Annotated in this window: 11 protein-coding genes; 7 read left to right on the top strand and 4 right to left on the bottom strand. The window is 69.9% G+C overall.

The window, feature by feature from the left end:
• Window positions 1-58: 58 nt before the first annotated feature.
• From VHC63_15940 to VHC63_15930, 3 genes are read right to left on the bottom strand one after another with little or no spacing between them, the layout of a single operon-like run.
• Window positions 59-949 (bottom strand): GDP-mannose 4,6-dehydratase, encoded by an 891-nt coding sequence (locus VHC63_15940; GenBank protein ID HVV38098.1) that lies wholly within the window; start codon window positions 947-949, stop codon window positions 59-61.
• A gap of 11 nt (window positions 950-960) precedes the next feature.
• Window positions 961-1812: a glycosyltransferase family 2 protein gene (locus tag VHC63_15935; protein HVV38097.1), complete on the bottom strand. Its 852-nt coding sequence runs from the start codon at window positions 1810-1812 to the stop codon at window positions 961-963.
• Window positions 1800-3467, bottom strand: coding sequence for a hypothetical protein (locus VHC63_15930; GenBank protein HVV38096.1), 1668 nt, complete (start codon window positions 3465-3467; stop codon window positions 1800-1802). The genes VHC63_15935 and VHC63_15930 overlap by 13 nt, the downstream gene beginning before the upstream one ends.
• 34 nt (window positions 3468-3501) lie before the next feature.
• Here VHC63_15930 and VHC63_15925 point away from each other — a divergent pair, with 34 nt between their 5' ends.
• The 7 genes from VHC63_15925 to VHC63_15895 are packed head-to-tail and all read left to right on the top strand — an operon-like array spanning window position 3502 to window position 10941.
• Window positions 3502-4689, top strand: coding sequence for a nucleotide sugar dehydrogenase (locus VHC63_15925; GenBank protein ID HVV38095.1), 1188 nt, complete (start codon window positions 3502-3504; stop codon window positions 4687-4689).
• Window positions 4686-5444: a glycosyltransferase family 2 protein gene (locus VHC63_15920; protein HVV38094.1), complete on the top strand. Its 759-nt coding sequence runs from the start codon at window positions 4686-4688 to the stop codon at window positions 5442-5444. The genes VHC63_15925 and VHC63_15920 overlap by 4 nt, the downstream gene beginning before the upstream one ends.
• Window positions 5441-6475 (top strand): NAD(P)-dependent oxidoreductase, encoded by a 1035-nt coding sequence (locus tag VHC63_15915; protein HVV38093.1) that lies wholly within the window; start codon window positions 5441-5443, stop codon window positions 6473-6475. Before VHC63_15920 ends, VHC63_15915 begins: the two co-directional genes overlap by 4 nt.
• An 8-nt stretch (window positions 6476-6483) precedes the next feature.
• Complete coding sequence (locus tag VHC63_15910) at window positions 6484-8814, top strand: YfhO family protein (GenBank protein ID HVV38092.1); 2331 nt, start codon at window positions 6484-6486, stop codon at window positions 8812-8814.
• Window positions 8815-8852: 38 nt separating this feature from the next.
• Entirely contained in the window at window positions 8853-9812 is a 960-nt protein-coding gene (locus VHC63_15905) for a DUF6777 domain-containing protein (protein HVV38091.1), read from the top strand.
• Complete coding sequence (locus VHC63_15900; protein ID HVV38090.1) at window positions 9809-10570, top strand: glycosyltransferase family 2 protein; 762 nt, start codon at window positions 9809-9811, stop codon at window positions 10568-10570. Before VHC63_15905 ends, VHC63_15900 begins: the two co-directional genes overlap by 4 nt.
• Window positions 10567-10941 (top strand): DUF2304 domain-containing protein, encoded by a 375-nt coding sequence (locus tag VHC63_15895; protein HVV38089.1) that lies wholly within the window; start codon window positions 10567-10569, stop codon window positions 10939-10941. The genes VHC63_15900 and VHC63_15895 overlap by 4 nt, the downstream gene beginning before the upstream one ends.
• 15 nt (window positions 10942-10956) lie before the next feature.
• Here the strand turns inward: VHC63_15895 and VHC63_15890 are convergent, their stop codons facing one another.
• A complete protein-coding gene (locus tag VHC63_15890) occupies window positions 10957-14484 on the bottom strand; it encodes a glycosyltransferase (protein HVV38088.1) in 3528 nt (1175 codons plus the stop codon).
• Between the last annotated feature and the right edge of the window lie 2 nt (window positions 14485-14486).

Below are 14486 nucleotides of genomic sequence, written 5' to 3'. Positions count from 1 at the left end.
GCCGAACCGGTACGCGGTTTGTGCCCTGCAAGGGCACAAACCGCGTACCGGTTCGTTGTTAAAGGAGCGCGGCGAGGACGTCGCGCAGCGTGTCGTCGAGGGAGATCTCCGGCTGCCAGCCTGTCGCGGCGCGCAGGCGGGCGTTGCTCCCGACGAGCACCGGCACGTCGACCGGCCGCACCAGCGCCGGGTCGACTTCTACCCGCAGGTCGACGTCGGCGAGCGCCAACAGCTTCTGCGCCAGCGTCTCGACCGAGACGTCGACACCGGAGCAGACGTTGTACGCCTCCCCCGCTGTCCCCTCGGTGACGAGCAGGCGATAGGCGCGCACGACGTCGCGCACGTCGGTGTAATCACGCCGGGCGCTGAGATTGCCGACCTTGATCGGCGACGTGTCGCCGCTCTTGATCGCCTCGGCGATCCGCCCGGCGATGTCGGCCACCACGAAGCGCCCCGCCTGGCCGGGGCCGATGTGGTTGAACGACCGGGCGCGCACGACCGGCACGCCGAAGCCGAGGTGGTACTGCACGCCCAGGTATTCCGCGGCAACCTTGCTGACCGCATAGGGGGTGACGGGGTTGAGCTTGTGGTCTTCGGTGAGCGGCAGGTCCTCGGGCCGGACCGGTCCGTACACCTCGGCTGATCCGATCAACAGCACCCGCGGCGCTGGCTCGACCCGCCGGGTTGCCTCGAGGAGATGCAGGGTGCCGACGGCGTTCACGTCAAAGGTGCGCGCCGGGTCCTTCCAGCTCTCCCCCACGTGTGCCAGCGCGGCGAGGTGAATGACGGCGTCGGGGGAGGCGGCGAGCACCGCCGCGGTCAGGGTCGACTGATCGCCGAGGTCGACGTCGTTCTGGTGCGGCGCGGTCACGTCGTCTCCCAGAGCGCGCAGATGCTCGACCAGATACGTCCCGACAAACCCGTGGCCGCCGGTCACGAACACCCGCATGGGCGTGGACCCTATTGGATGCGCTCGGCCAGCCCGACCCTCACCGCGGTGAGTGGCCGGGCGCGGCGCAGCGCCTGCGGGTGACGCAGCGCCAGTCGGGCGATCGTGAACACGCTGACCGCGGCGCTGCGCGGGTGCACGAGACCGGCGCGGCCGGTGTGGCGGGCGATCGTGGCCAGGCGGTTGCGCAGCGACTGCGACTCGACGAAATCGGGATCGGCGGTGTCGCTGCCGCGGCGGTGGACGGCGCTAGCGCCCGGGACGCAGGCGAAGCTCCAGCCGTGGTCGCGCAGCCGCCAGGCGATCTCGACGTCGTCCCAGTAGACGAAGAGCCACTCCCACCACGGCTTGGGGCCGATGGCGTCGAGGGCGGCGCGCCGCCACAGCGCCGCCGCGCCGGATACGCCGAAGGGCGCGTCGGTCGAGGGCACCGGGGCGTGCCGGTCGCGATCGCGGGCGCGGTACGCGCCGTCGAACTCGATGCCCGTCGAGTCCACGCGACCGTCGGGCAGGCGCAGCACGCCGGTGACCGCCGCGACGCGATCGTTCGCCGTGAGCGCCGCGACGCACGCTGCGACGTAGCCGTCACCCAATTCGCAGTCGGCGTTGAGGGACAGCAGATACGGCGCGTGGGTCAGGGCGTAGCCCTGGTTCATCGCGGCCGCGTATCCGACATTGCGGGGGTTGTGCACGACTTCGACGCCGCCGATCGCCTCGGCACGCGCCGCGGTGTCGTCGGGCGACGCGTTGTCGATCACGACGATGCGTGCGACGACCGGACCCTGCGCCCGCACGGCGGCGACGCAGGCCGGCAGGTCGGCGCCGCCGCCGTAGGTGACGATGACGACGTCTACTTCTGCCACGTCACCCCGCACACCGTTGCGGTCCCGTTCCACTGCAGCAGCAAAGGGCCGGCGACGCTGTCGTGCACCACGACGGGCGCGGCGCCGCTGCCGGCGAACGAGCGCGGCCCGGCGCGGCCGCCTCCGGCGTAGGGAACGAAAGCGTCGACTCCGGTGGCCGCGCGCGTCGTCACCGAGATCACGGCGTCGGCGATGCTCGGCACACGCGTGATCATGACGGGAAAACCGTGCGGGTCGACGACAAAGCAGTCGCCGCGGGGCTGCACCTTGGCGCGGCGGGGCGTCGTCAGTGCGGCGGCGGCGCTCCCCACAGCGTCGGTCGGCGCACCGGGCGCGACCTCGGTGCCGAGACGGGCCCACGCGAGGTTGGCGACGTTGGGCGTGAACGCCGGGAGGTCACCGCGGCGCTGGAGCCGACGCAGGTCGGCGATGCTCACGTCGCGGGCGTAGCTGAATTCGGGGAACTGGCTCACGAGGTGCTCGCCGCCCAGCGACAGCGCGGCCAGCATCTGGCCCCGCAGCGTGAGTTCGACGTTGCGGTCGAAGTGCAGGCTGTCGAACAACTCGTTGGTGCCGAGGCCGGTCAGCAGCGCGCAGGCGACCAGCGCCAGGGCCACGCGCGGCGTGTCGTCGCGCACCACTTGCTGGGCGGCGAAGGCAATCAGCGGGAGCAGCATCGCTGCGCAGAGATACAAGTAGCGGGGTGCGGCCGGGCTCTGGACGGCGCCACGGCCCTGCGAGATCACCGCCAGCATGATCGGGCTCGCGGCGGCCAGCGCCAGGACCAGCGGCGCGCGCCGCCACCAGTCGGCGCCGCGCACGACGACCACGACGAGCAGGGCGACGAGCAACGCGTCACCGATGTGCTGGCTCTTGAACGGCGCTCCCAGCGTCGCCGCCATGCCGCCCCACACGTAGCGCGGGATGTCGCCCGGGCCGCCGTGCAGCGCCGAGGTCCCGCCCTCGAGTCCGACGCGTCCGCAGAACTTCAGCCACACGAGGTACACCGCGGCCGCCGGCGCGGTCATGGCCGCGGCCTTGCGCCAGCCCCAACGCGCCAGGGCGGCCAAGCCGACGGCGACGACCATCACGACGGAGATGCCCGACAGCATCAGCGACGCGACGGCCCCGGTCGCCACCAGCGCCACGCGCCGGCGCTCGCCGGTGTCGTCGACGAGCAACAGAAGCAGCAGCCCAGCGGCGAGCGAGCCGACGAAGCCGACCTGGAACGCCCAGCTCAAGTTCTCCGATCCGGCACCGAAGAGGCCCAGCACCAGCGCGACGCCCGTGGCCAGCGGCGCTCCCACCTGCGATCGGCGCATCAGCCGCCACGCCGCGTGCACGACGACGAGGTGGGTGGCGAAGAGCCCGAAGAGGTACGGCCAGTACGTGTGGAGGTGGTACACGCTGTAGGTGGCGCGCCACCACAGGATCGGCAGCGTGCTCCAGTGCTCGTTGTGGGGTCGCAGCAGGCCGTACTGCGCGTGGTGCAGGCCCCGACGCAAGATGAAATCCCACTCGTCGCCGAAGAACCACTGCCCGCGGTTCGCCACGACGAGCACGATGAGGACGAGCACCAACGAGGCGGCGTGCAGCCACGTCCACGTCTTCGTCGGCCTCGCCACGAGCGCCATATTTGCTGGCGGACCGATCATGAGGTCGCATCGGACCATCTCGTAGAATCCGGCGATGCCGTTCGACCTGGACCTGGTCATCGTCGGTGGCTGCGGGCGGGTCGGCCTGCCACTGGGGCTGGCGTTCGCCGATCGTGGGCTCTCGGTGGCGCTCTACGACGTGAACGCCGCGGCCGTCGACCAGGTGACGCGCGGCGAGATGCCGTTCCAGGAAGATGGCGCCGAGGACGTATTGGCTCGCGTCGGCAGCAACCTCGTGGCCACCATGGACCCGGCCGACGTGGCGCGCGCCGAGAACGTCATCGTCGTCATCGGCACGCCTGTCGATGAGCACCTCGACCCGCGGCCGACGGCGGTGCCCGATGCCGTCGAAGCGTTGGCGCCCCACCTGCGCGACGGCCAGCTCCTCGTGCTGCGCTCGACGCTGTATCCCGGCGTCACCGCCATGGTGGAGAAGCTCATCGAGCGTCTCGGCGTCGACGTCGCAGTGGCGTTCTGCCCCGAGCGCATCGCGGAGGGCGCGGCGCTCAAGGAGCTGTTCGACCTGCCCCAGATCGTCGCCAGTCGCAGCGAGCGGGGCCAGGAGCGCGCCGAGAAGCTATTCGGCGCGTTGACGGCCTCGACGGTGCCGCTGTCACCCGAAGAAGCCGAGTTGGCGAAGCTGTTCACCAACACGTGGCGCTACATCAAGTTCGCCACTGCCAACCAGTTGTTCATGATCGCCAACGACTTCGGCCTCGACTTCGGCCGGATTCGCGCCGCCATGATGTTCGACTATCCGCGCGCCAACGACCTGCCCGGTCCCGGGTTCGCGGCCGGCCCGTGCCTGCTCAAAGACACGATGCAGCTCGCGGCCTTCAACAACAACAACTTCGTTCTCGGCCACGCGTCGATGATGGTGAACGAGGGGCTGCCGCTTTACATCGTTTCGAAGATGGAGGAGTCCTTCGACCTCGCCGGTGCCACGGTCGGCATCCTCGGCATGGCGTTCAAGGGCGGCAGCGACGACGTGCGCGACTCGCTTGCCTACAAGCTGCGCCGGATCCTGCGCTTCAAGGCGCGCCAAGTCGTGTGCACCGACCCCTACGTCACGACCGACGCGTCGCTCGTCCCGCTCGAGGACGTACTGCGCGTCGCCGACGTCCTCGTACTCGCTGCACCCCACCCCGAGTACCGCGACCTCCGCACGCCAACACCGCTCGTCGACGTGTGGGGCTTCACGGGCAACGGCACGCGTATATGACATCGGCCGAGCCGCGGGTTTCAGTCGTCGTCACCGCCTACGAAGAGGGCGAGGCGATCCTGCCGCACCTCGACCGCATCTTCGAAGCCGTGACGCTGCCCTGCGAGGTGCTCGTCGTCGTCGACAGCGCCGACGACTCGACCATGCCCTATCTCGAGAAGTACGCCCGCAGCGAGGCGCGGCTGCTGCCGACGGTGAACACGTACGGGCGCGGTCCCGCCCGCGCCATTCGTTTTGGCATCGACGCGGCGCGCGCCGAGGTCGTCGTCGTGACGATGGCCGACGGGTGTGACGACCCGCAGCAGATCGACCAGTTGACCCGTCTGGTCGAGCGCGGCGTCGTAATTGCGGCGGCGTCGCGCTACATGCGCGGCGGCCAGCAGGTGGGTGGGCCGGCGTTCAAGAGCTTCTTGTCGCGCGCCGCGGGCCGCTCGCTGTACACGCTCGCCCGCGCGGGAACGCACGACGCCACCAACTCGTTCAAGGCGTACAACCGCCGGTTCGTGCAGGACGTCGGCATCGACTCCGACGACGGCTTCGAGGTCGGCCTCGAACTCGTGGCCAAGGCGCGCCGGCTGCGCCTGCCGATCGCCGAGCTACCCACGATCTGGCTCGACCGCACCTTCGGCGTCAGCAACTTCAAGATGGCGGCGTGGCTGCCGCGCTATTTGCGCTGGTACCGCTTCGCCTTCGGACCCCAGCTCACCCTCGACCAAGTGCGGGCCAAGGCCGCGCGAAAGGAAGCAGTTTCGTGACCGAGCAGGAGTCCGTTCTCGTCACCGGTTCAGCCGGGTTCATCGGCGGCTACATCGTCGAGGAGTTGTTGAGCCGCGGCTACCGCGTCGTGGGCATCGACAACCTCAGCAAGTACGGCCGCGTCACCAAGAGCTACGACAGCGACGCCAACTACACCTTCATCGAGGGCGACTGCCGCGACATCGACCTCATGACCGAGACGCTGATGGACGTCGACCACCTCATCGCCGGTGCCGCCCTCATCGGCGGCATCTCGTACTTCCACACCTACGCCTACGACCTGTTGGCCGCCAACGAGCGGATCATGGCGACGACGTGTGACGCCGCCATCGAAGCGCACAAGGCTGGTCGGCTTCAAAAGGTGACGTATATGAGCTCGTCGATGGTGTTCGAGTCGACGGACCACTGGCCCTCGACCGAGGGCGACGAGCGCAAGATCCCGCCGCCGCTGTCGTCTTACGGCTTCCAGAAGCTGGCCGTCGAGTACTACGCCCGCGCCGCGTGGGACCAGTACCAGCTGCCGTACACGATCGTGCGGCCGTTCAACTGCGTCGGTATCGGCGAGCGCCGCGCCCTCGGTGACGTCGACGTGATGTCGGGGAACGTGAAGCTGGCCATGAGCCACGTCGTGCCCGACCTCGTGCAGAAGACGGTCAAGGGACAGGACCCGCTGCACATCCTGGGCGACGGCAGCCAGGTTCGGCACTACACCTATGGCGGCGACCTGGCGCGCGGGATCGTGACGGCGATGTCGCATCCCGACGCCCGCAACGACGACTTCAACCTGTCGACGGCCGAGTCGACGACGGTGCTCCAACTCGCCGAAGTGATCTGGAACAAGGTGCACGGCGGCGCCAAGCCCTTCAGCTTCGTCAGCGATCCGGGCTTCGAACACGACGTCGCCAGGCGCGTGCCGTCGGTCGAGAAGGCCAAGCGCGTCCTCGGCTTCGAAGCCACCACCACGCTCGACGAGATGCTCGACGAAGTGGTGCCGTGGATCGTGCAGGCCGTGCACGACGGGACGATCTGATCCGGCGCATGACGCGCACGCGGCCGCGCTGGGCGGCGGCGCTGGTGGTGTACATGGTCGTGGGCGCTGCGCTGTTGGCGCCGTCGATCCGGCCGGGCCGCACGCTGCTCGAAGTCGACATCCTCGAAGCCGTCGAGCCGTGGCGCAGCCTGCCGCCGGCGCCTCACGTGCACGTGGCGTCTCCGAGCGACGCGCCCTTCCAGTTCCTCGGGTGGTGGGCCTGGACGGGGCGCGAGTTGCGGACGGGTCACGTGCCGGAGTGGAACCCCGACATCCTCGGCGGCGTGCGCGTCGAGCCCAACGGCAATGTCTCCACGACGTATCCGCTGACGTGGTTCGATCGCTACCTCGCACCGTTCGACGGCTACAACGCGTTCGTGTGGGCCCACCTCGTCATCGCGGCGATCGGCGTGTACGCGTTGGCGCGGCGGCTCGGGGCGCGTTTTCTCGCCGCGCTCATCGGGGGGCTCGGCGGCTTCGTCGTCAGCATGCTCGTGCACCTGTCGACGCATCTCAGCCACCTCGTGTCGATCAGCTGGAGCGGCCTGGCCCTGGCGGGCACGCACTACGCCGTGACGCAGCGCCGATGGCGCGGTGTCGCCGCCATGGGTGTGCCGCTGGCGATGTCCTGGCTCGGCGGGGGCACCCAGTTCGCCTACTACCTGAGCCTGGCCTGCGCCGGCTACGGCGTTGTGCTGGCGCTCGCCGCCGGAGGCGGGTGGCGCCCTATCGCCCGCGCGGGGGCACGCATCGGTGCCGGGGCGGCCCTGGCGGCCGCGCTCGCGGCGCCAGCCCTGATTCCGACGCTGGCGGCGTCGAACCTGATCCTGCGGACCCAGGAGCCCGTGACGTCGACGACGCAGACGCACCTGCCGAGCGGCGACGTGTTCCGCCTCGTCCTGCCGACGTGGCGCCACCCCGACGGCTTCAACTGGGGCCACGTCGAGAACGTCGAATACGAGGTCGACTCGCCCTTCATCGGCGTCGGTGCGCTGATGCTGGCCGCCGGGGCGATCGTCGTGGCGCGGCGGCGGCGCGACGTGGCGGTGACGGTCGGTGCGGCGGCGGCCGTGGCCGTGCTCAGCTTCGTCGGCCCCATCCACCGCGTGCTCTACGCCGTCGTGCCCGGCTACAACCACTTCCGCAACTCCGGGCGGTGGATCTCGCTGTTCGGCTGGTTCGTGCTGCCGCTGGCTGCCGTCGGGCTGAGCGCGCTCTACGACCGGGCGCGTGACGCCCGCCGCGCCGTTTCCGTCGCGGCGATTGCGATCGCCGGACTCGCCACCCTGCCCGTCGTCGTGGGCATCGTGAAGACGAGCGTGCCGGCGCGCCGCTTCGCCAGCGACTGTGCCTTCGTCGTGGTGCTGGCGGCGCTGGTGTTCGTCGCCGCCAATCTGCGCGGCCGCAACGCGGCGCGCGCCGCTCTCGGCCTCGCCACCGTCGTCGTCCTCGCCGAAGGCGTGGCCCACACCACCACCTGGTACGGCGCCCACCGCGAGTCCGACGCTCTCTTGCCGCTGGCGCAGCTGCGCGCCGCGGCGGCGCACGGCCGCCTCATCCGGTACACGCCGGCGTTGACCCAGTTGCCGCCGGTGCTCGCCGACGTGCCGCTCGCCTATCGTCTGTCCGACGCGTCGGGCTGGGCCGTGTTCTTTCCCAAGGACATTGACCGCTACATGAACGTCGTCGAGCAACACGGCGACTTCGCCGAGGCGACCAACGTCGAGCCGCCGCTGACGACGGCGCCGGCGCTGACCTCACCGCTGCTCGACGCCCTCGACGTGACGACCGTGCTCGTCGACCCCGGGATCACGACGCCGTTGCCCTACCCCGTCGTCGGCACCGAAGGCCCAGTTCGCATCCTGCACCGGCCGAACGCGCTCGGACCGGCGACGCTCGTGCGCGGCGTGCCCGCCAGCGACGCCGAAGTGTGGCGTCATCTCAAGCAGGCGCCGCAGGACATCGCGAGCGTGGCCTACGTTCAGGGCCTCTCACAGCCTGCGGGCGGGAGGGGCCGGGTGCACCTCGTGCACGCCACGGCCGACACGCAGCGCTACACCGTCCGCGCCGACGGCACGAGCGTGTTGCGCGTGTCCGGCCGTTACGACCGCGGGTGGACGGCGAGCGTCGACGGCCACCGCACCCGCGTGCTGCGCGCCGACGGCGTCTTCCGGGCCGTCGTCGTCCCATCCGGCACCCACACCGTCAACTGGCGTTACCGCAACCCGGCGACGGCGCAGGGCCGCGCCGTCGGGGCCCTCGCCGTGCTGGTCGCGTTCGGCCTCGTAGTGGTGCCGGAACGGCGCCCGATCACGGGATCGGACCACCCCGCCATCTAGTTTGTGCAGTCGTGCGTTGCCCCCGACTGCGCCTGCTCGTGCCGGTTCTCGTACTGCTGTCGGCCGCCGCCTGTAGCGGCGGGTCGGGCGGCGCGAGCCAAGGCGATCGCCTCCATCCCAAAGGCGGCGACGTCTTCCTCGAAGCCCTGACGGAGTCCGGGCCGAACACGTTCACGCACAGCGTCGCCCTGGCGCCCGTGCCGGCGATCGGCGTCGCCGGGACCACCGGCGGATCGTCGACGCAGGGGCTGCGCTCGATCGCGGGGACGACGGCCGGCCTGTACGGCGGTTCGGGATCCCAGCAGGCGTGCGACCCGAACGCCGCCGTGGCGTCACTGCTCGACCACGACGCCACCGCCCAGGCGTGGGTCGACGCCCTCAACACCGACAGCGACCTCACGTGGAGCGGCGGCTCGAAACTTGCGGCCGAGGACATCACCACCTACGTCGGCGAGTTGACCTCGGTCATCCTGCGTAACGACACGCGGGTCACCGACCATGCGTTCTCGGGCAACCGATCGCCGGCGTTCCAGGCCGTCCTCCAGCACGGCACCGCGGTGATGGTCGACGCGCAGGGCATCCCGCGCGTGCGCTGCGCCGCCTTCAGCCCGCTGACGCCCCCGGTGCCGGCGTCGTCGCCGAAGTACCGCGGCACGAAGTGGGACGGCTTCGACCCCAAGAAGCTCGTCGCCGTCACCAGCGGGCGCACCGTCGACAGCTTCACCGTGGTCGACATCCATACCGGCAAACAGATCGACATCTTCGTGGGCGCCAACTGCCTGTGCGACCGGACGAAACAGGGATCGACGACGACCACCTCCACGACCGTCGACTTCGTCAACGAGACGACGACGACGTCGAAGACGGGGCGCACCACGACCACCATCCGCCACACGACGACGACCGCGGCACCGGCGACGACGACCACGCACGTCACCACGACGACGCCGCCGACGACGGCTCCGCCGGCAACGACGACGACGACTTCGGGGCCGTGACGGCGACGCCCAGCATCCGGCGCGCCAACTTGGCGCCGCGTTCGAACACGCTCGTGATCATCCCCGCGTACAACGAGGAGGAGTCACTGCCGGGTGTCATCGCCGACCTCAAGCAGTTCGCGCCCACCCTCGACGTGCTGGTCGTAGTGGACGGCGCCACCGACGCCACCGCCGAGGTTGCCTACGCCCACGGCGCGACCGTCGCGACGCTGCCGTTCAACTTGGGCATCGGCGGCGCGCTGCGCACCGGGTTCGCCTACGCCCGGGCACACGGCTACGAACGCTGCATCCAGTTCGACGGCGACGGCCAGCACGATGCGCGCGAGATCGGCCACCTGCTCGACGCACTGGACTCCGGCTTCGACATGGTGATCGGCAGCCGCTTCGCCGGTGCGGGTGAATACGACGCCGGGCGTACGCGCCGGGGCGCCATGGGGATGCTGCGGTTGCTGCTCTACATCCTCGCCGGTCAGCGCTTCAGCGACACGTCGTCCGGCTTCCGGGCGTTCTCGCGACCCGTCATCGAATTCTTCGCCCGCAGCTACCCACTCGACTACATGGAGTCGGTCGAATCGCTACTCCTGGCGTGCTACGCCAACTTCCGCGTCGGCGAGGTGCCGACGGCGATGCATCAACGAACGGGCGGCGCGCCGTCGAACCGGCGCTTCCGCTTGATTTACCACTACGTGCGACTCATGATCGTCCTCGTGGTGTCCGCGTCACGCAGCCGCCGCCAACCCACGGGAACGCGCGGATGAGCGGACGGGCCCACATCTTCGTGCTGCTGCTCGCCATCGGGCTCGTCGGCTTCGTGCTCCGCCTCGTGCGGCGCCGGCAGATGCGCGCCAAGTACAGCTTCATCTGGCTGGGCCTCGGTCTGGGAGCGCTCGTGCTCGCCGTGGTGCCCGGCCTGCTGGATCGGACGGCGTCGGCGGTCGGGGTCGACTATGCGCCGGCGCTGCTGTTCATGCTGGCGATCCTCGTCCTGCTACTCGTCGTCGTGCACTTCTCCTGGGAGTTGTCGCGCCTCGAAGAGCGCGTGCGAACGCTGGCCGAGTACATCGCCCTCGTCACCGCCGAAAAAGCAGAGTCGCCGTCGCCCGGCGACAACGTCGGCGAGCCGCGCTAAGCGCGGCGCGCCCGGTTACTGGCGCGACTGCCCGCGGGCCCGGCGCGCCACGCCGACGATCTTCTGTACGCCCGGCGCCTTGCGGGCGATGGCGTAGGGGCGGTCCTTGTGCTCGACGATCGCCTCGAGTTCTTCGACGTGCTTGCGCAGGAAGAACAGCTCGTCGGTGAAGGCGCGATGGCGCGCCACCTCTGCGTCGCGGTCGTCGAGCAGCATCTGCACGTCCTGGGTGACGATGCGACCGCGCTGGCGTGCGGCCCGCGTCTGACGCCACCGCCACGGCTCCAGGGCGACGCGGCGCAGCGGCGCCACGTTGTCGGCCCACGTCATGGAGTCGGCAACCTGGATCGCGCGCGCCGAGGCCTCGCGGCGTCGTTCCGGATCGCGCAACAAGTCGACGATGGCGCGCGCCAGGCCGTTCACGTCACCCGGTGCGACGACGATGCCGAGGTCTTCGCGCTCGACGATGTCGGCGAACACGTCGCCTCCCGTCGTGACGACCGGGAGTCCCGCCCACAGGTAGTCGAGGATGCGGCTACGGAATGCCAGCCGCGTCTCGGCAAGGTCGCGGGCAGCAGAGATGGCGATGTCGGACTCGACGAGGAACGCTTCGCGCTCGTCATAGCCCGTCCAGTCGCCGAAGACGACGGCGTCGTCGAGACCGAGAGCCGCGACGTGGTGCACGACGGCTTCGGCCATGCGCATCGGCGGTACGTCAGGACTCGACAGCTGCAGGCCGAGGAAGTAGAGCTTGGCGTTCGGCACCCGATGCAGCACGAGGCGGAACGCCTCGACTACCGAGATCGGGTCGAACCAGTCCCACACGCCGCCGCCCCACAGCACGACGAGGTCGTCGACGCCGATCTTGGGATGCACGCCCTTCAGCACGGGCTCGGGATGGCGCGGCCGGTGCCGCGGCAAGCCGAAGGGCACCACGTCGATGAGCTGGCGCAGCGTCGGGTCGGTGGCGTAGGTCACCGAGTCGAGTCGGCCGCGCGAGCTCAGCATGCCGAGCCAGTAGTCGCGCTGGCGCTCCGACGCGCAGATGAAGTAGTCGCAGGCGTCAAGCAGTTCGTTGAGGACCGACGCGTCCTGGCGCAGCGCCAGATCGGCGGCCGCCCCTTCGCCGTGCAATTCGGCGTTCTCGAATAGGAACGGGTCGTACATGTCGGCCACGAGCACGGTCTCGACGTTCGCCAGCTTCGGGTACTCGCGCAGCTGGTAGCCCTGCAGCACGACGACTTCAGCCGCGCTGGCCAGGCGTACCAGGGTCGTCTCGTCGGGATAGCCGTAGATGGGCACGCCGTCGACTTCGGTGTTGGTCTCACCCGGAGCGGCCACCGCGACGTTCGTCGTCGACGACAGCGCCTTGGCCATCTCGAAGGCGCGGATCGCGGGGCCGCGCATCTTCTCGCCGACCTCGTTCGCCGAGATGAACAGCACCCGCTTGGCGCGGTGGCGCTCGAACACCTTGGCGAGTCCGAAGCCGTCGACGACCTTGCGCTGCACGTCGACGTGCTCGCGGTCGGTCAGGACGGGCGAGAACGGCGACCCGAACAGGGCGAGGATGTCGTCGTCCTCGCGGCGCCGGGCGCGCTGAATCTTGCTCCGCTCGGCGATCAGGCCGTCGATGTCGGTGAGCAGGTCGTGAATGGCGTGGAGATGCGACAGCGTGATGCGCGAGACCTCTTCGGTCGGCGCGGTGTCACCACCGGGGTCGTAGGCGTCGCGATTTGCGGGCAGGTCGCCGCGCTGGACGGCGCGGTCGATCATGACGAGCAGCGCGGGGGCCAGCACGCGCGCCAGCGTGTCGTCGCCGTAGTTCTTGATGACGGCGCGCAGCGCGTTGCGTTCGTACAGCAGCATGCGCTGGTGCTGTGCGAAGCGCGACGACGTACCGTGCATGCGGTGGAACGTGATGGCGTTCTCGGCGAAGCGCACCTCGTAGCCGAGCAGCCACAGGCGCCAGCCGAAGTCGACGTCTTCGAAATACGCGAAGAACTTCGGGTCGAAGCCCCCGGTGTTGAGGTACACCTCACGGCTCACGAGCATCGAGCCGCCGCAGGCGAACAGCAACGGCGCACCGTCGCGGGCGTCGACGTCTTCGAGCGGCTTGCCGTAGCCAACCTGGTCGCCCATGCCGTAGAAGTTGACGACGGCGTCGACGAAGTCGACCTTGTCGCCGTCCCACCCGCGGATCTGGCCGGCCACGCACACCACGCCGTTGGCCGGTGCGTAGGCGGCGACCAGTTCGGACAGCCAGCGCGGATCGGCACGCATGTCGTTGTTGATGAAGGCGACACACTCCGACCCGCTCGCCTCGACACCCGTCGTCACCGCCGGCGCGAACCCGGTGTTGTAGCCCTGCGGCAGCACCTTGACCCACGGGTAGTCGTTCGCCAGCAGTTCGAGCGATCCGTCGGTCGACCCGTTGTCGACCACGATCACCTCGACGAGCTCGCGCGGGTAGTCCTGCGCCGCCAGCGACTCGAGGCACGGCGGGAGGTGCTCGATGCCGTTGAAGTTGACGAGGACCACGGCGACGCGCCGTCCCGCCGGCGAGGCGGGCGGCAACAGTTCGGCTTCGTCGGGTGACGGGCGGTGGCGCAGCCGCTCGAACACAGTGGCGAGCGACGCGGCCAGCGTGCGCTGGGCGTCGCTGTCAGCGTGCTGGCGCGCTTCGATCCACGCCGCCAGCCGCGAACGCGGGCTGAGCGGGTCCTCTTCGGGGCGCAACGCCTCGGCGAGCGACATCGCCACTTCGGTCAGTTCGTCGACGTCGTCGCGCAGCTGATCCTTCGCCGGCAGCGGCACGTGCGCCGGCAGGTCGGGCAGTGTGGCCGGCGGCCGCAGCACGAGCGTGGTGCGGTAGTGCGGCGGGCGGTGATCAGTCTCGAGCAGCAGGTCGTTGCACAGCGCGTCGATGCGGTGCAGCACGTCTTCGGCGCCGCGGATCAGCAGGTGCGCCTTCAGGTAGTAGAGCGCCACCCAGTGGAACAGCCAGCCGTCGCCGAAGAGGCGGTAGTCGATCCCGCGGTCGGCGAGCCAAGCGGTGATGGCGTCGCCGTCGGGCAGCGAGAACTCGGTGTGTTCGTCGAGGGGCGCCAGCGTGTGGCCGAGCTTGGCGACGAAGTACGAGTTGACGAGGTGCTCGACGCGCACCGAGCGCGGGTCGAACCACGGTGCCACCGCGACGACGGGGCCGCGGCTGACGCGCAGCAGCTCGGCGAGGAACTCGGTGCGACGCTGGGGCGGCAAGTGCTCGAGCACGTCGTGCGAACAGACGAGGTCGAACGAGTTGTCGGCGAAAGGCAGCTCGAAGCCCGAACCGAGGATGTGGGCATGGCCGTCGGTGTTGGGGTTGTCCTGGTAGACGTCGAGGCTGACCGTTTCGTCTTCGGGGAAGATCGACGCGATCGTGCCGAAGGGATCACCGACGTCGAGAATGCGAATGCGTTCCGGCGGCAGGCTCGTGCGCCGGATCTGGAAGACGTGTGAGTACCGGCTGTAGAGGTCGAAACTCTGCGAACGAAGCCACCGCACCG

The organism is Acidimicrobiales bacterium (assembly GCA_035546775.1).
In the GTDB taxonomy this organism is placed as follows: domain Bacteria; phylum Actinomycetota; class Acidimicrobiia; order Acidimicrobiales; family JACCXE01; genus JACCXE01.
This window is presented reverse-complemented; position numbering and strand designations above follow the sequence as displayed.